The 18,336-nt window shown below is 62.8% G+C and carries 15 protein-coding genes; 6 read left to right on the top strand and 9 right to left on the bottom strand.

Annotation, left to right across the window (positions count from 1 at the left end; genetic code table 11):
* Positions 1–10: 10 nt before the first annotated feature.
* Genes ACVOLQ_RS14700 through ACVOLQ_RS14720 form a run of 5 tightly spaced genes read left to right on the top strand, consistent with a single transcriptional unit; the run spans position 11 to position 10,183 of the window.
* The gene (locus tag ACVOLQ_RS14700; protein ID WP_099605299.1) at positions 11–1,039 is read left to right on the top strand and encodes an AAA family ATPase; all 1,029 of its coding nucleotides are present in this window, start codon (positions 11–13) and stop codon (positions 1,037–1,039) included.
* Positions 1,039–3,663 carry a S8 family peptidase gene (locus ACVOLQ_RS14705; RefSeq protein WP_150359731.1) on the top strand — a complete coding sequence of 875 codons (2,625 nt, stop codon included), beginning with the start codon at positions 1,039–1,041 and terminating at the stop codon, positions 3,661–3,663. The genes ACVOLQ_RS14700 and ACVOLQ_RS14705 overlap by 1 nt, the downstream gene beginning before the upstream one ends.
* Positions 3,663–6,875: a DUF1156 domain-containing protein gene (locus ACVOLQ_RS14710; protein WP_481528453.1), complete on the top strand. Its 3,213-nt coding sequence runs from the start codon at positions 3,663–3,665 to the stop codon at positions 6,873–6,875. The genes ACVOLQ_RS14705 and ACVOLQ_RS14710 overlap by 1 nt, the downstream gene beginning before the upstream one ends.
* Positions 6,872–7,384, top strand: a complete 513-nt coding sequence (locus ACVOLQ_RS14715) for a hypothetical protein (RefSeq protein ID WP_150359729.1) — start codon at positions 6,872–6,874, stop codon at positions 7,382–7,384. The genes ACVOLQ_RS14710 and ACVOLQ_RS14715 overlap by 4 nt, the downstream gene beginning before the upstream one ends.
* A gap of 9 nt (positions 7,385–7,393) precedes the next feature.
* Entirely contained in the window at positions 7,394–10,183 is a 2,790-nt protein-coding gene (locus ACVOLQ_RS14720) for a DEAD/DEAH box helicase (RefSeq protein WP_190953015.1), read from the top strand.
* Positions 10,184–10,223: 40 nt separating this feature from the next.
* On the opposite strand, the gene ACVOLQ_RS14725 is transcribed toward ACVOLQ_RS14720, so the two are convergent.
* From ACVOLQ_RS14725 to ACVOLQ_RS14765, 9 genes are all read right to left on the bottom strand, one after another.
* A complete protein-coding gene (locus ACVOLQ_RS14725) occupies positions 10,224–12,218 on the bottom strand; it encodes a relaxase/mobilization nuclease domain-containing protein (RefSeq protein ID WP_150359728.1) in 1,995 nt (664 codons plus the stop codon).
* A 472-nt stretch (positions 12,219–12,690) separates the two neighbouring features.
* Positions 12,691–13,287 carry a S26 family signal peptidase gene (locus ACVOLQ_RS14730; protein WP_150359726.1) on the bottom strand — a complete coding sequence of 199 codons (597 nt, stop codon included), beginning with the start codon at positions 13,285–13,287 and terminating at the stop codon, positions 12,691–12,693.
* Positions 13,284–13,829: a DUF2840 domain-containing protein gene (locus tag ACVOLQ_RS14735; RefSeq protein WP_150359725.1), complete on the bottom strand. Its 546-nt coding sequence runs from the start codon at positions 13,827–13,829 to the stop codon at positions 13,284–13,286. The genes ACVOLQ_RS14730 and ACVOLQ_RS14735 overlap by 4 nt, the downstream gene beginning before the upstream one ends.
* Positions 13,826–14,110 carry a chromosome partitioning protein ParB gene (locus ACVOLQ_RS14740; RefSeq protein WP_150359724.1) on the bottom strand — a complete coding sequence of 95 codons (285 nt, stop codon included), beginning with the start codon at positions 14,108–14,110 and terminating at the stop codon, positions 13,826–13,828. Before ACVOLQ_RS14740 ends, ACVOLQ_RS14735 begins: the two co-directional genes overlap by 4 nt.
* Entirely contained in the window at positions 14,107–14,745 is a 639-nt protein-coding gene (parA, locus tag ACVOLQ_RS14745) for a ParA family partition ATPase (protein WP_150359723.1), read from the bottom strand. The genes ACVOLQ_RS14740 and parA overlap by 4 nt, the downstream gene beginning before the upstream one ends.
* Before the next feature lie 253 nt (positions 14,746–14,998).
* Positions 14,999–15,859: a replication initiator protein A gene (locus ACVOLQ_RS14750; protein WP_150359721.1), complete on the bottom strand. Its 861-nt coding sequence runs from the start codon at positions 15,857–15,859 to the stop codon at positions 14,999–15,001.
* Between the two features lie 26 nt (positions 15,860–15,885).
* Positions 15,886–16,167, bottom strand: coding sequence for a helix-turn-helix transcriptional regulator (locus tag ACVOLQ_RS14755; protein WP_150359720.1), 282 nt, complete (start codon positions 16,165–16,167; stop codon positions 15,886–15,888).
* An 83-nt stretch (positions 16,168–16,250) separates the two neighbouring features.
* Positions 16,251–17,024: a DUF2285 domain-containing protein gene (locus ACVOLQ_RS14760; protein WP_150359719.1), complete on the bottom strand. Its 774-nt coding sequence runs from the start codon at positions 17,022–17,024 to the stop codon at positions 16,251–16,253.
* Between the two features lie 311 nt (positions 17,025–17,335).
* On the bottom strand, positions 17,336–17,683 hold the full coding sequence (locus tag ACVOLQ_RS14765) for a DUF2958 domain-containing protein (RefSeq protein ID WP_150359718.1): 348 nt from the start codon (positions 17,681–17,683) through the stop codon (positions 17,336–17,338).
* Between the two features lie 215 nt (positions 17,684–17,898).
* Between ACVOLQ_RS14765 and ACVOLQ_RS14770 the strand changes: the two genes are divergently transcribed.
* Positions 17,899–18,192: a helix-turn-helix domain-containing protein gene (locus ACVOLQ_RS14770; protein ID WP_053506350.1), complete on the top strand. Its 294-nt coding sequence runs from the start codon at positions 17,899–17,901 to the stop codon at positions 18,190–18,192.
* The last annotated feature ends 144 nt before the right edge of the window (positions 18,193–18,336 follow it).

Here is an 18,336-nt window from a genome sequence, read left to right on the forward strand (position 1 = left end):
GCATGGGCTAATGGCACAAGCTGATTTATTGGTTGATTTGGTCAAAACCGCGACCAGTGGGGATCAGCTTGCCTTCCGCAAGGCCGCAGAAGGATTGATCCAAGAAGAAAAACAGAAGGGACACCGTTTGCTCGCGGAGCGACTGACCAAGGCATTGCAACCCAATGTCACTCAAGCTGCCCGCTCCCCGGTCACCAAGATGAGCGGCAGCGCCCCACAAAAAGATCTGTTTTATGAAACCACACCAGAGCGCAATCTGGATAGCTTAATGCTGCCTGAAAAGATCAGGGTGCAGATAAGAGAGCTTGTGGAAGAGCAACATCGTGCAGAGCTACTTCATGCACACAACCTTCGTGCCAGAAACAGCATTCTGCTCGCAGGCCCCCCCGGAAATGGCAAAACAACGCTGGCCGAAGCGCTGGCGTTCGAGCTGATGTATCCCCTCATCGTCGTCCGATACGAAACTTTGGTGGGAAGCTATCTTGGTGAAACTTCCAGCCGATTGAAAAGCGTGCTGGACTACGCTAGGACACAGCGCTGCGTCCTATTCTTTGACGAATTCGAGACACTGGGCAAAGAGCGCGGCGACACCCATGAAACGGGAGAGATCAAGCGCGTCGTCAGTACCTTGCTGATGCAGTTGGATGAAATGCCAGACTATGTAGTGGTGGTCGCTGCCAGCAATCACCCTGAACTTTTGGACAAAGCCGTCTGGCGGCGCTTTCAATTGCGCATTGAGTTGCTAACACCTACCCGAGCACAACTGACGCAATACATCGCCTCGATTGGCCAGCGGTGTGACGTGAATTTTGGATATGAGCCGGCAACCTTGGCGAAGCACCTGTTGGGGTTGAATTTCGCAGAAACCGAAGAGTTTTGCCTTAGCGTAGTTCGCCGCGCCGTTCTCGACATGAAGACGGAAAATGCCCAGCAAGTGACCAAGCTGAAGCTGGAGCAATGGAAAGGCCGTTTGAAACCAACCACCGGCAAAGGCGCGGCGACTGTCAAGGAAGCAGCCAAAGAGGGAGGAGATAGCTGATGGCAACCTCTCTTCCTCTTCTCGTATTCCCACAAGCGAGAACCATCGCACCACCCGCAGGTAACGGATTTCCGTCAAGTCAGCCCCATGTTCCAGGACATGGAAAACAGGTGGCTCGACTAGGCACGCAACTGACCACACTCCAACAGGAATTTGATCGCTATAAAGCCAGCGTTAGCGGCTCCGTGGCTGGATTCGAGCCTGAAACCGTTCTGGTGATTGAAATAGCAGGCAGCGTCAATGAGTTCCGACAGGCCGTCGAAGCCATTGGACTGGAGTGGCTGGGGGAATGGGATGTTGATGACATTCCCCCCGACGAGGATTTTTTTGAAGTCAACACCAAAGGGGAGCGTGCGAACAAGGCGGTCAAGGGGCGGATGTTCCTGTCTCTCAGCAATGAGGCAGGGATGCGGCAACTCCTGTCGCTATGGGAGCAATGGAAGAACAATCAGGCGTTGCCGATGGGGAAAACCAAGTGGCGCGATGTGTTCAATCAAACTGTTCAAATCCGCCGCTGGGGCATTGAAGAAACTCTGCGCGAGACAGGCATGCTGGGGCGCTGGAGAGATGCCCTCGACCCCAACAACTCGGAGGAATCGATCCACTGTCAGATCGAGCTGTTCTATCGCAAGTCAGAAGACAGGCGCAGACAAAGCGAGCGCAATATTGCCGCATTGCTGGAAGCGGCTGGTGGCCGAGCATTGAGCAGCTTCATCGACATGCCAGAGATCGCCTTTCATGCGGTCAAGGCAGAATTGCCCGTAGAACGTATCCGGCAGCTTTTATACGATCTGGATTCCGAGGCGCACGATACCGACATTCAGCTCTTCAAGTTTCATGGTGTCATGTATTTCCGTCCCACCGGGCAAAGTCTCGCCGTAACGGAAGATGGCGAAGGCGTTGACACTGAAATTGCCGAGGGAATAGTTGAGCTGCCACCTGTTGCAGCCATTCTCGATGGCGTGCCCAACATCCAGCACCAAGCGCTGAAGGGGCGCCTATTGCTGGACGATCCGGATAATCTTTCTTCGCAGTATCAACCAGGAGAAAGAAAACACGGTACGTCAATGGCTTCTTTAGTTGTGCATGGTGAGCTGGTGGATGGCGAATCTGACCCATTGCCACGTCTGGTGTATGTGCTTCCCATCATGCAGCCAGATCCTCATTCCATGAACCGAAGCGAGCATGTGCCCGATGAGGTTTTTTTCGAGGATCGCATTGCGCGCGCAGTCAGGCGAATGTTTGAGGGCGAAGGCGCAGTGCCAGCGCAAGCACCCGGTGTTTGCGTCATCAATCTCTCCATTGGAGACCCGGCACGCCCCTTTATCCACACGCCCAGCCCTTGGGCTAGGCTGCTGGATTGGTTGTCATGGAAGTACCGTGTGCTTTTCTGCGTCAGTGCAGGGAACTATCCGGACGCCATCGACATTGCTTTATCGGGGCCGGACTATCTGGCATTGACCGACTCCCAAAGGGTCGATCATGTGCTGAAGTGCATTCAGGCCCAACTGTCCGTGCGGCGAATTCTATCCCCGGCAGAATCCATCAATGCCATCACGGTGGGAGCGACACACGCCGACGGCGTTGACAATTACTATCCGGGGCAACGTACAGATCTTCTGCCCAACACGGTGCTGTTTAGCCCTGCTGCTCGGCTGGGGCATGGGTTTCGTCGTTCCATCAAACCGGAAGTATTATTTCCAGGTGGCCGACAACTGTATCGCACTCCAATGCTGGACAGCCAGACGGTCTATCACGTGGATAGCAGCATTGCCGCGCCAGGGCAGAAAGTAGCATCGGACAGCAACCAAGCCGGTGCTTTGTCTCAGACCATTCATACGCGCGGCACCAGCAATGCTACAGCGCTTGCCACCCGCAGTGCCGCACGTATTTATGAAGTGCTGGATGCACTGCGCGCGGAAAACGAAGAGAACATTCCGCCAGGGCTGATTTCCGTTCTCATCAAGGCGCTATTGGTGCATGGAGCCAAACAAGATGGCGATGCCAGCAAGGCAATCACTGCGGCACTGAAAACATCCGATAACTCACGCCAGTTCAAAGAGCTGTTGGCACGTTACCTTGGCTATGGCGAGGTTCAAATCGAACGAGTACTGGCATGTACCGAGCAGCGCGGTACGGTGCTGGGCTGTGGCGAGATTCGTGAGAATGAAATTCACGAATATCGGTTCCCCCTGCCCCCAGACCTTTCCGGCAGTCAGGCGTGGCGCCGGTTGGTAGTGACGTTGGCATGGTTCAGTCCAATCAACCCAGACCACCGAAACTTCCGTGAAGCCAAGCTGGAACTATCCCCCGTTGGCGGCTGGAGTGGTGTACCCCTCAAGCTGGCGCGCCAAGATGCAGATCACAACCAAGTGTTGCGTGGAACCGTGCAGCACGAGGTGGTGGAAGGCTCTAAACAGATCGCTGCATACCAAGATGGTGACAGCATTCTGCTGCACGTTGCCTGCAAGAAAGATGCGACGGCCCATCTTGACGATGCCATTCCTTACGGCCTCGCTGTGACCCTGGAGGTTGGCGAGGGCATTCAAATTCCAATTTATCAGCAACTTCGCACCCGACTGCAGCCGCAAGTCGCTGTCGGCGCAGTTGGAGGACAGCCTTGATGGCCACCAAAAAAGAACTACTCGCACAGCAAGTCGCCAAAGCCGTCGGTGCGGGAAAACCTGTCGCGCTGGAAACCGTCGATTTCAACGATCCCAACCGTCCCAAGACGTGCCTGGAGGTTGATTTCCCCATCCTGCCCGTCAATCAGGTAGCGATCATCGAAGGCAACGCGGGCAAGCCGATTTACCAGATGTCCAAGTGGTGGGCGCGGCGCCGTTCCAGCGTGTTCCGCTCGATGTTGATCGCGGCGGCCACCAAGGCCCCGGAAGACAAATCGCACGCGGCCAAGCTGGTGTGGGACAACTACTACGCCAACCACCAGAAGAAAGGCGCGTTCAAACACCTGAAGGTGGCCGACATCTTCATGGGCGGCGGCACCACGCTGGTGGAAGGCTCGCGTCTGGGCATGCAGATGGTCGGCAACGACCTCAATCCGGTTGCGTGGTTTGTGGTCAAGCAAGAGCTGGCCAATGTCGATCTGGAGCAAGTGAAGAAGCTGCTCGCCGACATCGAGGCCGAGGTCAAGCCGCAGATCATGCCGTACTACTACTGCGACGGCCCGGAGGGTGAGAAAGGCACGTGGACGCACTTGCCGTCGAACAAGGCGATGCCTGCCGATTTCGACCCGTTCGCCATCCTGCAGGGCGAGCGCAAGGACTACCGCTACGAAGGCCCGGAGGTCATATACACCTTCTGGGCCAAACACGGCCCGTGTCAGGTGACGGGCTGCGGCCACCGCACGCCGATCATGAGCAGCCCGGTGATGGCGGTGAAGACCATCAGCGTGAAGCACTGGGAACACACATGCAGTAAATGCAGCGGCGAATTCCACGTTGAAGAGGAAGCCGCACGGATGGCGCCGGATGCGCCGCTGTATGTCGCGCCGGATGAACACCCGTTCTCCGTGCTCGACAAAAGGCGCGGCGTGATCTGCCCGCACTGTGGGCACGCCGCGCTGGTGAATCTGGGCAAGGGCAAGAACAAGAAGGTGGAACTGAGCCTGCTGGTGCATCCGCAATGGCTGGCGGGTGAAGCGAAGCAGGACGCGAATAGCCAGCCCTATGGCGGCTCAGCGCAGGACGACGTGGCTGCTACAACGCGCTGGGACCGTGCGCGGGCATCCAAGATTCGCCTATTGGAGGTGCGTGGCACGCTGCCGGAGGAAGTGACCGACCCTGAGACGGGCGTCACTTTTGCCCCGGATATCGGCACGGTGCCGAAAAAATCCCACTACGCCTGCGCGGCGTGCGGCACGGTGCAAGACGTACTGACCACCATCAAAGCCACGGGAAAGACCGGGCCGATGGCTGCTTACGCTGTGCAGGGCTATGCGCCCAAGCGCGATGCGGCGGGCAAACCCTACAGTGGCCGCTTCTTCGCGGCCTACAGCGAAGCGCACGCGCGGCAGTACGACTCCGCGTTCGCCGAATGGGATGCGCGTAAAGATACCGACCTCAAGAACTACTGGCCGCGCTCTGAGCTTCCCTACGGCTTCATGACCCACCACCTGCAAGGCGGCGTGCCGAACCACGGCTTCACGCATTGGTGGACGATGTTCAACCCGCGCCAGTTGCTGGTACATGCGCAACTGCTCAAGGCGATTGTCGAAGTTGGGAGTTACGACTGGAAGACGCGCGAGTACGTGCTCGGCGCTTTCCAGAATTTCTTGCGCAATCAAAACTCGCTCGCGTTCTGGCACATGAAACTCGACAAGCTGGCTCCTGCCATGTCGAACAGCAATTTCCATCCCAAGAACAATGTGGTTGAAGTAGGCGTGTTTCCGCCAATGGGCTATGGCCCGTGGTCGTCCACCTATGAAGTTCTATTCAAAGGTGGGGAATGGGCGCAAACGCCGTGGGAGGCAGTCAGTGCGGAGTACCTAAATCGGCATGCACCGACCATCGCTGGCGAGGTGACAGGTAAAAGCGAAAAGGTTTACCCCGGCGACCCGTTGCTAGGCGCAACCACGCATCAGGGCTCGTCCACCGATCTGGCGCAGCTTGAAAGCGGCAGCCTCGATCTGGTCATCACCGATCCACCCTTCGGTGGCCTGCTGCACTACTCGGAGCTGGCCGACTTTTTCTACGTCTGGCTTCGTCTCGCGCTCAAGGGCAAGTACCCGCAGATTTTCGGCGCGGAATACACACCCAAATCGCTGGAGGCGGTGGCCAACCGTGCTCGCGAGCCGGAAGATCCGGATGGTTTTTACCAGCGCCTGCTCACCCAGTGCTGGCGCGAGGCGCATCGCCTCTTGAAGCCCAGCGGCATTTTGGCCTTCACCTTCCACCACAGCGAGGACGAACCGTGGGTGGCGGTGCTGGAGTCGTTGTTCGATGCCGGGTACTACCTCGAAGCGACCTACCCCATCCGCTCCGACGAAACCAAGGGCGAAGGCGAATTCGGCTCCAAGACCATCGAGTACGACATCATCCACGTCTGCCGCAAGCGCACGGAAGAACCCAAGCCGGTGAGCTGGGGCCGCATGCGCCGCGAGGTGATGGCCGACGTGCGCCAGTTGCAAGCCATGCTGGAAAACCACGCCAAGGAAGGCTTGCCCGCCGCCGACATCCAGGTGATCCGGCGCGGCAAGGCACTGGAATACTTCTCGCGCCACTACGGCAAGGTGTATGTGGACGAAGGCCGCACCATCTCCGTGCGTGATGCGCTGGTGGGCATTAACCAGCTCATCGACGAAGACGCCGACAAGGGCAAGGAGCCGCCGCCGGTCAACGCCGAACCGATGACACGCCAGTTTCTGCGCACCTTCGGCACGGCCACCGAGATGAAGCGCGACCAGTTGCAGAAGTTCCTGCGCGGCACCATCACCACACCGGATGACTTTGAGCAGCGTGGCTGGTGCAGCGAGGTGAAAAAGGTCTTCACCCGCACCGCGCCGCTGGATTTCGCCCGCGACTGGCAAGGCAAGCACAAGCGCAAGCTCACCTCCGATCTGGATCAGGCACTGGTGCTGATCGGTGCCTGCGTGGACGGCAGCGGCATCAATGCCTCGGACACGCTGACGAACGAAAACTTCAAGCCGCACATCGCGCTCAAACCGCTGCTGGAATGGCTGCAGAAGAACGGCTCGGATCAAACCACCCGCAACGCAGCCTCGCGCGCGGTGTCGATCTTTTCAGCCTGGCAAGCCAGCCAGGCACCCAAGCCGCTGCAGGTTTCGTTGTTCGATGACGATGGGGAGTATGCGCAATGAGGCAGGTGCTCGATACGGTATGGCAACGGCGCGGCACCAGTTGGCTGTGGGACGAGGAAGCACGCAACACGGTGTGCGCGGCTGGCGAGGTGTGGAGCCTGCGGCAGTTTTTGCAGGCGGCAGCCCCCGGTGCGCAGGGCTGGCCGGATGACCTGCCCAGCAACGGCGGGCAGACGTTGGTGGTGGCCGGGCTGGAGGGCAGCCTTGATTTGCTGGCTCCCGATCAGGCCGAAATCTGGCTGGGCGACACGATCAAACGTGCCATCCTGTCATTTCAGGATGAATACGCAGGCGAAGCAGCCTTGATCTTCTGGCTGCCGCAGGGCCAGGGCCGTTTGCGCGTGCAGGCTTCCACCGACGCAGTGACCTGGCTGTGCGAAGCGCCGCATCGGGGGCAACTACTCGACTTTGGGCGCCTTCTGTGGGGTGAGGCCAACGAGTACCCGCAGGAAATTTTGCTGCGCGAAGGCGCGAAAGCGGCCGGCCTGTTTCACCTGCGGATTACTTGAGGCCAGCGCGTGCAAGCAGACGATTTTGAGGATTTGTTCCAGCCCGGCGAGCGCATCACCCACACCGAATTCGGCCCAGGCGTGGTGCTCGAACCCGCGCACGATGGCTATCTGCGCGCGTTCTTCGGCGTGGTGGGCGAGCGCCGCGTACCGGTCAGTTCGGTACGCCGCGAGCGCACCCGTACCGAGCGCATTCTGCAATCGGTGGCAGGCGGCTCCGACCGTGCGCGCAAGGCGTGGCTGTCTTACGAGGCGCATGCACTGCCGGTGATGGAAAGCGCCTCGGCGCTGACCTCGGCGCGCATTGATCTGCTGCCGCATCAGGTGGTGCTGACGCACCGCATTGCGACTGCCTCACCACGGCGTTACCTGATCGCCGACGAGGTGGGCTTGGGCAAAACCATCGAAGCCGCGCTGATTTTGCGTGAACTGGCCAGCCGGGGCGAGTTGACCCGGGCGCTGATGGTGGTGCCAGCAGGCTTGGTGAACAACTGGCACCGCGAATTGAACGAGGTGTTCAATCTCGACTTCGAGGTGTTTGGCTCCGAAGGCGACATCACCGACCGCAAGACCAATGCCTTTGCCAAACACGACCGGCTGATTGCCAGCATCGACACCTTGAAGCGCCCTGCCCGCATCAAGCGCCTGCTGGATGCGCCACGCTGGGATCTGGTGGTGTTCGACGAAGCGCATCACCTGACCGCCCACCGCACGGGCGGCAAGGTGCGCAAGACGGAAAACTACAAGCTGGCCGAAGCGCTGAAGGATCACGCGCGGGATCTCTTGCTTCTGTCTGCTACGCCGCACCAAGGCAATCACTTCCAGTTCTGGATGCTGGCGCAGCTCTTGAACCCCACGCTGTTTGGCAGTCCCGAAAACATGCTGGAAAACCGCCATCGCCTGAATACGGTGATGTTCCGCCGCACCAAGGCCGATGCCTGCCAACCTGATGGCTCACCGCTGTTTGCCCGGCGCTGGGTGCATACCGAGTCCTTCCTGATGAACCAGGAGGAGCGGCTGTTTTACGAGAAGCTGCGAGAATACCTGGAAGACGGGTTCGATCTGGCCCGCCGCCAGGGCAACCAGGGGCGCGCACTGGGCTTCTTGATGGCGATCTTCCAGAAGATCGCGGCATCGAGCTTTGCTGCCGTGCGCCGCACGCTCAAGCGCCGCTTGTTGATGCTGACGCTGCACGAGGCGTTTTTGCGCGACAAGGAGCTGGACATCGAAGGCCGCGAACGCCTGACCGAGGAAGCGCGCGAGCTGATTCACGAGGAATTCGGCTTGCCGCGCGACAGCGTTGGGCGCAGCGAGGTGGATCGCGTGTTGGCTGACCTCAAGTACCGGTTGGTGAAGAAGCTGGACGAAGAGGCACTGGAAATGGCCTCCGACCCCTATGGCAGCGAGTATTCGGCCACGCACGCCGAGGAGGCAGCGTCTGCTGTGGTCGATTTGCATCTGCCCGAGGAGCGCCTGCGCATTGGCGACCTGCTGCGCATCTTCCCGCAGCGGCGCGAGACCAAGGCGCAAAAGCTGCTCGATGGCTTGGGGCATCTGTGGCGGCAGAACGCCAATGAAAAGATCGTGATCTTTGCCACCTACCTTGGCACGGTCGATCTGATTGCCCGCGAGATTGACCAGGCTTATCCCGGCCAGGGCGTGGTGGTGCTGCGCGGCGGCGACCACGGCGCCAAGCTGGCGGCAGAGCGGAAGTTCCGCCTGAAAGACGGGCCGCGTGTGTTGGTGTGTACAGCGGCTGGCCGCGAGGGCTTGAATCTGCAATTCGCACGCATTCTGTTCAATTTCGACCTGCCGTGGAACCCGATGGACATGGAACAGCGCATCGGCCGCATCCATCGCTACGGCCAGCGCGACACGGCGCAGGTCTACAACCTCGTGCTGTCGGACACCATCGAGGGGCGCATCTTCCTGCTGCTGGACGAGAAGTTGACTGAAATTGCACGCACGGTCGGCAAGGTCGATGACCAGGGCAATGTGGCCGAGGACCTTCGGGCGCAGATTCTGGGGCAGCTTTCCGAACGGTTGAACTACGACCGCCTGTACCAGGAGGCGCTGTCTGACCCTGAACTGAAACGCACCCAGGTGGAGCTGGAAGCGGCACTGTCCAATTCCCGCGAGGCACGGCAGGTGGTGTTCGACCTGTTTCAAGACCTCGACGGTTTCAGCCTCGATGATTACCAGCCCTTCTCGGATGTGTCCTCCAGCCTGGATCGGCTGGTGCGCTTTCTGTCGGCGGCAGTGGCAGACCGCCAGCAGAAGCTGCTGAAGGTGGACGAAGAAACCTACGACCTTGTAACAACAGATGGCACGCGCCGTGCACGTTTCACACTGAACCGCGATACCGCCACCAGCAGGGACGATCTGGAACTGATGGGGTTGGATCACCCCTTGGTACAGGAAGAACTGGGCCGCTGGCGCAGCGTGACGCCCGAAGACATCGGCCTTGCGGTGGCTGGGGATGTTGACGAGCCGGTGCTGCTGTCCTTGTGGATGGTAGAGGCGTCTGCCGGCAACGGTGAGCGCCGTGTGGTGGTGCAGCCCATCGCAGTCAAGCAGGACGGGACACGGGTGCCGACTATTGAGCGGCAATGCGAACGGTATCTGCAAGCATCGGCGATCTCGCCGAGTTTTACACCGGAGCAGCGGCTGGCGCTGTTTGCCCACACCGTGGAGCCAACTTTGCAACGTGAGTTGAAACACAAGGGCGCGGCAAATGGAGATGGCAGCTATTCGGCCGAGCTGATTGGATACGTTGAGATACTGAAGACGCCCGCTTGAAGCAGAAGGGCCACGCTGAATCCGAGGGCGAGAGAATTCTTCAAATAGTGAGGTTGCGCTGTTTTCCAATCTCCCATGACACGCCGCCGCCACGTACCGTCGCGGCGAGCTGCTGGCCCAGCCGCTGCTCGATCACGGGTTTCCACGGCACGAGGCTGAAGCCCATGCCGTCATCGAGCATCGCGTAGCGCCCGCTGGCAAGCATGACAGAGCGCCGGTAGATTCCGGCTACGCGCTGGCCATCGGCCACCGGGCGATGCGCCAGGCCGGTTTCGGCAGCAATGTCCTTGGTCGCCTGCGCCAGTTCCCGATTGCGCAGCGTGCCCAACAGATTGCGCGCCAGAATCACGCGCTGCCCTCGCCACTCGGCCAACCCCTGTTCGGCCAGGAAGTCGGCACGCCGCTGCATCGCCTGCTTGGCCTCGCCGCCAAAGCCCAGATCGCCCAGGCCTGAGCCGCCACCGATCAACTGCTGGTCGAGCCAGGTGGCGCCGATGACACGGGCCTGCCGCTCGATGGGCAGATGCGATTTCAGCTCCACGGCCACGCCGCCCAGGCGCTGCGCGTCGTAGCGGCGGCCCTGTTCTGGCAGGTCCCCGGGCACCTTCCATAGCCCCTCGGCCACACGCTCCACGATGCCGGTGCGGCGCAAGGCTTCCAGGCGGCGAATGTGGGCTGCCACGACCTCCTGCGGATCACGGCCCGGTACGGCCTGACCCTGCGCGACGGCCAGGTGATGGTCGGTGCGGTATAGGCCACCGCTTGCCAGCGCGGCGATGTTGCGATCGGCCGCACGCACGTCGGCCGCCCCCTTTACTTCCACCACGGCACCGGCCGGATAGTTCGCCAGCTCGTCGCGGGCGTTGAGCGCGACGTAGTGGGCCTTGCCGTCCACGCCGTCGATGACCAGATAGCCCCGGTCGCGCAGCTCGTCGGCCAGCCCTTTCGCCGCCACGCGGCCGAGGATGGTTCGGCCATCGTCTCCCGGCTCGAACACCGCCAGTTCGCGCGGCTCGCCGCGCATGGCGCGCTGTAGGGTGCGGATGATGTCGCCACGCTCGCCGAGGGCGCGCAAGGTTTTCTCCGCGTCGGCATGGACGGCCCACGTGCCCGGCTGCGTCTCGTCGGCCAGGCCCAGGCGCTGCAAGTGTTGCAGGCGGCCGATCAGCAGCAGGCGCTGGCGTTGCAGCCGCGGTTCGTTGAACCGTTCGATCTGCACTCGGCCATCCTCACCGGCCTCGCGCTGCAATGTGCGGTCGAGACTCGTCCACCGCTCCTGATTCACCTCGCGCTGCAAGGTCTGCTGGATCTCCAGCTCGGTGCGCGGTCCCAGCCATTCGGTCGCCAGTTCGGCGGCCCGATGGCGGAAGCCGTGGGCGATGTAGTCGCCCGCGATGATGAGGTCTTTGCCGGTGTTGTCACGCCCGCGCACGATCAGGTGGGTGTGCGGGTTGTCGGTATTCCAGTGATCGACTGCCACCCAATCCAGCCGCGTGCCCAGGTCGGCTTCCATACGGTTCACCAGATGCCGAGTGTAGGTGCGCAGGTCGTCCAGCTCGGCGCCGTCCTCCGGGGAGACGATGAAGCGGAAATGGTGCCGGTCGTCGGAGGCTCGCTCCTTGAAGGCGTCGAGGTCGGCTTCGTCGGTCTGCGGCCCGTAGGCGCGCCCAGGTTCACCATCGCGGCCCGCGCCGTCGCGCTCGATGTAGCGCAGGTGTTTTGCCAACGACTGCGGGCTGACGTTGCGCTGATTGACCAGCAGCGTCTTGATGGTCACCCGCCGCGACATGGGCGTCAGCTTCGCCCCGGCGAAACGCGCTGCCGTATGGCCGCGCCCCAGGCGCGAGCCGGGCCGCTGGCCTGCGCGCTGGCCCTGGCCGCCGGACGCGGCGGAATGGCGCATCGAGGACTTGCCGCCGCTGGCCTTGCCCGCCTGCTTGAGCACCTTGGAAACGAAACTCTGGCCCTGGCCCTTACCCCGGTTCTTTGGGGCGCTCGGACGCACCCGGAAATCGTCGTCGCGGCGGCCGGTCATGGCCGCTCTCCCTGCAAGCTATGGCGTGTCCGGTCGTGCGAAGCACGCGGACATGCCTGCATCGGCGCGGGCCTCGCGCCCCACGCGGCACGGCGGCGAAGCCGCTGCGTGCCGCGCCACCCCCACGTGCAGACAGGCTTTCGACGCGGCCCGGTGCCGCGTCCTTTTGTCTTGCCTTCCGCCTTTGCCCCTCGCTGACGCTCCGGGCAGCGGCGGCCCGGCGGCGCTGCTGCGTGAACAGCCAGCGCGCCGGCGAACGCGCGAACCAGTGCGATGAAGGCCGCAGGCCGGGCGCGTTCGAGGCAAGACGCCTGCACATGGGATGGCTGCGCCGTAGACAGCGCGAAGTGCAGTGCCCAATGCGTAGGATTAGCACCAGCACTGCACGCGCGACGACACGGCGACGACCAGCAGAGCGACACGCCCGATGGCACGATGAACTGCACGGCAACGTGCAGCGAGTCGGCGGCCATCATGGGCGAGATTCCAGCCAGACCGGATGCGCGATGCCGATCACGGCGGATGCGCTGACCGGCCCGAAATACCTGCTATCGAACGACGCCGGGTTGGTCACACTGAGCAAGAACAGTTCGCCGGGTTCGAGGCGACGGCATTGCTGCCAGGATGGCAGCGGCCGGCCCCAGCGGTCGGCGGGCAGCACGGCGGCCGAAGGCTCGCCGTCGATGCGGACGATACGGCCAGTGATGCACACCTCCTGCGGCGCAACGGCGCCCACGCGCTTGAGCAGCGGCACGCGCGCCGGCAGGTAGCCGCGCTGCGCGGCCAGCGCGGCGGCGTCTGGCGGCAGCGCGGTCAGGACGATGCTGCCCACGGACAAGGAACGTGGCAGCGAGCCGGTGCCGTGGCCCAGCGGATCGACGCGATACCAGCCGACCGCCACGCTATCGGACGGGTTGTAGATCAGGCGCGGCAGCGGATGCACGAAGGACGCCCAGGCCAGCGCAGCGAGGCCGCAGGTGGATATGCCCGCCAGCACGAGGCGAGCGCGCAAACGTGCGCGGGGCGAGCGAGGACTCGATGCAGTACCGGCAGTCGAAACGGTGGTCATGGCTGCGCCCTCCCGGTCAGCGAGGCGGCGTGCCGCTCGGCGGTGTATTCGGGCAGTGGCAGGCGCGCAGCGAGCCGGTTGGCGAGCGTGCGCCAGTACGCGGGCGAGACAGCGACGAGCGCGATGCCCAGCGCCTCGATGGCGTCGATGCGTTCCAGCACGGCACGGACCTGGTTCTCGCCCTCGGCGTGCAGCAGCAGGCGCGCACCCGGCTGCACGCCAGGAATGCGCTGCACCGCATCGAGCGGCGTGCAAGCCTGCATCATCATGAGCTGCCAGCGCACGGTGCCGTAGTCGTTGGCCTGCCAGCGGACACGGCACAGAACCGCGTTCGGCAGGAATACGGCGCAGCGCCGCCAGCGGTCGAGCCGGATGATGCGCGCCGGCTCGCCGAAGCGCAGATAGAGCTTGAAGCGTGGCTCGATGTAGGCCAGCGCCACGCGCGTCAGCGGTGCGCTGGCAGGCTGGCCAGCGAGCGCGGCCGGTGATGGTGGCGGCGCAGCCGTGGCCGCGACAGCGGCAGACGAAGCGGATGCAATCATGGGGTGTTCTCCCTGCGGTGTTCTGGAAACTCGCGCTCCAGCAGACCGCGCAGCAGGTCGGCCACGGTCACGCCTTGCGTAAAGGCCGATACCTTGATGCGCGCGCGCATCGCGGGCGTGATGTCGAGGGTCAGGCGAGCCGTGTAGAGGTCGCCCTTGCCCAGCGCATCGGCATCGCCTTGGCGAATCCACGCCTCGGCGTGCGGATTCGCGGGTGGACGCGCGCCGATGCCGACGCGCTTTGCCGTGCGTTTGCTGTTCGGCAGCGGTTTCTCGGTCATGTCGGCCACCGCAGCAGCTCGTCCACCAGGGCGGTGATTTCGCGGGCGGCAGCGCTGTCGGGCGCCGTCTCGCGTGCCAGCCGGCCAGCGGCCACGCTGTCGGCGAACACAATGCGCTGATGCACTTCCGCGCGAAGCGCAGGAAGCGGCTGGTCAGCGAGCGCCTGGCGCGCTTCGCGCCCGATCACGGTGGTACTGACGCGGCGATTGATGACAAAGGCCGCGCGCAGCACAGGTCGGAACACCTGCGCTTCTCGGATCAGCTCCACCATCTCGGCGCTGGCCCACAGGTCATAGGGGCTGGGCTGCACTGGGATCAGCACGCGCTCGGCCGCCAGCAGCGCAGAGCGCGCCAAGGCGGCGATGCGTGGTGGACCGTCAATGACGACATGATCGGTCCGCCTGGCGAGGTCTGGCGCCTCCTGATGCAGCGTTTCGCGTGCGAGGCCCACGGCGCTGAAAAGCCGTGGCAAGCCTTGCTGGCTTCTGCGCTGTGTCCAGTCCAGCGATGAACCCTGCGGGTCGGCGTCCAGCAGGACGACGTGCTGGCCGCGCATTGCCAGCTCACCGGCGATGTGCGTGGCGAGCGTGGTCTTTCCCACGCCGCCTTTCTGGTTGAGCAAAGCGACGATCATGGCCTGGCCCTCCATGCTGGAAAGCAGGGCTTTTGCTGCTGTGCTTGTGGCCGCGTGGTGGTTGTCCACCGCAGCGGCGCTTCCCTACTAAAAGTTAGAGAAATTAAGTTAGGGAAGTTAGAGGACGCGCAAACCCAGTGCTGGCGCGGGTTTGCGGCCGATCGGCACGCCTGATAGCACGATAGTCCCACGCCTGATAGCACGATACCCCGCACGCCTGATAGCACGACACCATTCACAGGCTGTCCCGGAGTTATCCCCGTGCCGTATGCGGCACGGGCCGGAACGTCAGCAGTTCCATGCCGTTGTCGGGCATCCGCTCGATGCCCAGGACGTAGCCGGGCAGCGACTGCCGCGCGACGAGCGCGCGCAGGTCGCAGGCGAAGTCGTAGGGTTTGGCGGTGCTGCCCGATTTCTGGTGCAGGTAGCGAAAGTGGAACTGCCAGCCGTATGCCTGCTTGCCGCCGTGCTTGCGCACCAGGCGGTACAGCCAGCGCTCGATGCCGCCCGTCAGCCGGAAATACGCCGGGTCGATGGTCAGCACCAGAGCGGTATCGAGCACGCCCGCATAGAACCAGTCCGGCAGGATCAGCTCGATGCCCAGCGGTGTGCCGCTGGCATCGGCCAGTTCCTTCCATTCGTTGATCCACGAGAAGCGGTGCAGGCGCCGGCCTGTCGTCTCGCGGATGGATGTGGCCACGGTCGTGGATTGCAAACGATCGAGCGCGGCCTTGAGGCGCTGGTAGTCGCGCAGCGACTTGCCGCGCCCGATGAAGCGCAGGATCTCGTAGGGTGTGGCTTGCATCAGCCGTGACGGGCGCAAGCCCGCGTCGCGCGCTTCCACGATCTGCGAGGCCGCCCAAATGAGCAGATCGGCGTCCCAAATGGTGGCGATGCCATGCTCCTGCGTGCCTTCCACGCGGATCGTCACATTGCCCGCGCGAAAGTCGATGGGCTTGACCCGCTTGGACTTCGCCAGAGAGAAGAACGGATAGGCCATCAAATCCTGGCTGTCGCGCGGAGCCACGCCTTCGCCCGGCAAGGCGCGGAACAGGTCGAGCTGTTCGCGTTCCTGCATCGGCTGCTGCCGCGCGGGCAGCGCAGGGCTGGACATGGCGATGGCCTGCCGCGCGCCGCCGATCAGCGCGCACGGCTGTCGGCCGAGTGGTGCTCGGCGTACTCGGGATCGGAAGTCGTCTCGAAGCTGCGGTCGGCGGCCCAGGCATCGAGGTCGGCCACGGCGTACATGACGCGCCGGCCGAACTTGCGAAAGCGCGGACCACCACCGATCACGCGCTGCTTTTCCAGCGTGCGCGGCGACAGGCGCAGGTACTCGGCGGCTTCGTCGTTGGTCAGGTAGCGTTGAGGCTGCATGGACGCAGCGACAGCAGTGGCGGCAGGCCGCAAGGGAGCGGAACGCATGGCGTGAACCTCCATCGGTTGAAAACGCCGGCTGCACCAGCGCAACCGGATGGAGGCAGTCTCAGAAAACCAAGCTGTTCTGCTCAGGGTCGTTTTGCGTCACCATCAGAACGACCCTTCTCAAGCGGCGAAAGTTGTGCTAGCTGGCGATAGCCGCTGCGCATCAGTGCATCGCCTCGCCGCACCAGGCGGCGCACCTTCGAGCGCAGGCCACCGTCGCTGTACCAATCGGCCAAGGCATCCACGCCGAACAAGCCTTCACCGACCTCGCGCAAGGACGCGCCCGCCAGGGTGGCGTCGAGCGCTTGCAGGGTATGCAGCTCCAGCAGCGCGGCCGGTGTTGGCCTGGGCTTGGCATCGGAAATGGCTGCGCCCGGCGCATAGCCGCGCGCAGGCGCGGTAGTGCCGCCGCGATAGGCATGGACCACGGCCATGCCGTCTTGCAGGCCGGGTGCCAGCGCGAAGCGCAGGCAGCGACCAGGACTGCGCGCGATCAACGCCAGACCCTTGCCATCATGCAGCAGGTGTTTATGGCCGGGGATGTGCCAGAACGCGAACGCGGCGGCGTCCAGTAGTGGATCGGCATCGGGGTAGAGCTGCACCACGGCATCGGAGCCGGGCAGCCAGGCCGGATGCGCGTCGCGCGCATCCAGGGCTGGGTCTTCCAGCAGGCGCAAGCCCCAGCGTTGCGCCGCCTGCTGCGCAGCTTGCAACCGGCGATGATGGCGCAGCCAGTCAAGCCGGTAGTCGGGATTCCTGCGCAGGTATTCCCAAGCCAGCGCGAGCGCATCGAGCCACAGGACAAACAGGTACGCCGCAGTGGGATACCAGTGCGCGAGGTGATGGGGGTTGACCATGACGCCTCCTCCCTGAGAACAGGATTCGCCGTCACGGAAGAGACTACGCGCTACATCGCCATCGTTGGAAAAATGGGAGTTTCAAGATAGGTGGAAGGGGTCAAGACCGAATGGCTCCGATGCGTTGCAGTGTTTGTCTCAATACGGCGGCGGCAGCACTCCGAACTTGGAGCGCTGCATTGACCAGCCTGCCGCAACCCGCGCCACGCATCATGACTGTTTCGATCAGACTGGCCGGGGTATGCCGCAAGAATGCCGATTGAGACCTGACCGGCATGACACCAGACTGAAAAAATCACAGTCAGCCTTGTTCAGTCCGGGATAGCCCCGTCGCGCTGGGCCAGCCGGGTGTATTCCGACAGCGTGCGCGTTGGGCAGAAATAGAGGTCACGCATCACGGGCTGCTGGCGCGGCCCGACGATGCCGGCCAGCTCGGATAGCTTGACGGTGCCTTGCGCCGGCATACCGATCCCCAGGTCGATAAGTCCCCAGGCGGTGTCGCCATCGGCGGGATCGAGCGCGGCCAGCAGCCAAGTCACATGCGCGTCCGGCGTGAACAACCGGACCACGGGCACCGGGTCGATGGCCCGGCCAGCGGCGCGGGCCTGGCCGTGGGCCAGCAGGCGCACACGGTCGTCCTCGGTGATGAGCGGATTCATGGCGATTCCCGTCGGCTGCACGAATCCGCCAAAGCGTGAAAGCACAAAACCGTATCGGCGGATTTGGGCATGAACACGATTGTGATTCCGTGGGTCTGCTCCTTTGTCGGAGTCCGTAAATACGGATTTCTGCAGAAGCGTAAAACGGTGGGGCTTTGATGAATGAGTTAAAGATAACGTGGTTTTAATTGTGCGGCGAATCGACGCTTCTGTCCATGCAGAAGCGATCCGTCCAGCCCGGCCGACCGGCTGGCTCCACCACCCATGACGCCGAGTTGGCTCACGCCTTCGGCGCTGCGGTGCGTGCGCTGCGGATAGAGCGCGGTATCGCGCAAGAATCGCTGGCGCACCTGGCTGGCGTCGAACGGTCGCACATGGGCAAGATCGAGCGCGGCGAGCACATGCCAACGCTGGCGATCATCTTCAAGATTGCCGGCGCGCTCGAATGCAGCACTGCGGTGCTGATGAGCGAGGCTGAAAGCCAGCTCGCAGCGGCAGCCCTGCCGTAGGCTGGGCAGGGTCGATCCGGCGCAGGCCGGTTCGGGGTCTCCTCGTTTTCAGTGCAATAAGTGACGGTACGCAAAGCTAGCACTGGCGCGGGGGTGGTCTGGGTAGACCGTTGATTTCATTGACTTTCCTGTTCGCTTTGTAAA

The sequence above is a fragment of the Stenotrophomonas sp. STEN031 genome (assembly GCF_056759975.1).

Coding starts and splice junctions, on each gene's coding strand:
- ACVOLQ_RS14700 (WP_099605299.1), top strand. CDS start 11: ATGGCACAAGCTGATTTATTGGTTGATTTGGTCAAAACCGCGACCAGT.
- ACVOLQ_RS14705 (WP_150359731.1), top strand. CDS start 1,039: ATGGCAACCTCTCTTCCTCTTCTCGTATTCCCACAAGCGAGAACCATC.
- ACVOLQ_RS14710 (WP_481528453.1), top strand. CDS start 3,663: ATGGCCACCAAAAAAGAACTACTCGCACAGCAAGTCGCCAAAGCCGTC.
- ACVOLQ_RS14715 (WP_150359729.1), top strand. CDS start 6,872: ATGAGGCAGGTGCTCGATACGGTATGGCAACGGCGCGGCACCAGTTGG.
- ACVOLQ_RS14725 (WP_150359728.1), bottom strand. CDS start 12,218: ATGACCGGCCGCCGCGACGACGATTTCCGGGTGCGTCCGAGCGCCCCA.
- ACVOLQ_RS14730 (WP_150359726.1), bottom strand. CDS start 13,287: ATGACCACCGTTTCGACTGCCGGTACTGCATCGAGTCCTCGCTCGCCC.
- ACVOLQ_RS14735 (WP_150359725.1), bottom strand. CDS start 13,829: ATGATTGCATCCGCTTCGTCTGCCGCTGTCGCGGCCACGGCTGCGCCG.
- ACVOLQ_RS14740 (WP_150359724.1), bottom strand. CDS start 14,110: ATGACCGAGAAACCGCTGCCGAACAGCAAACGCACGGCAAAGCGCGTC.
- parA (WP_150359723.1), bottom strand. CDS start 14,745: ATGATCGTCGCTTTGCTCAACCAGAAAGGCGGCGTGGGAAAGACCACG.
- ACVOLQ_RS14750 (WP_150359721.1), bottom strand. CDS start 15,859: ATGTCCAGCCCTGCGCTGCCCGCGCGGCAGCAGCCGATGCAGGAACGC.
- ACVOLQ_RS14755 (WP_150359720.1), bottom strand. CDS start 16,167: ATGCGTTCCGCTCCCTTGCGGCCTGCCGCCACTGCTGTCGCTGCGTCC.
- ACVOLQ_RS14760 (WP_150359719.1), bottom strand. CDS start 17,024: ATGGTCAACCCCCATCACCTCGCGCACTGGTATCCCACTGCGGCGTAC.
- ACVOLQ_RS14765 (WP_150359718.1), bottom strand. CDS start 17,683: ATGAATCCGCTCATCACCGAGGACGACCGTGTGCGCCTGCTGGCCCAC.
- ACVOLQ_RS14770 (WP_053506350.1), top strand. CDS start 17,899: ATGCAGAAGCGATCCGTCCAGCCCGGCCGACCGGCTGGCTCCACCACC.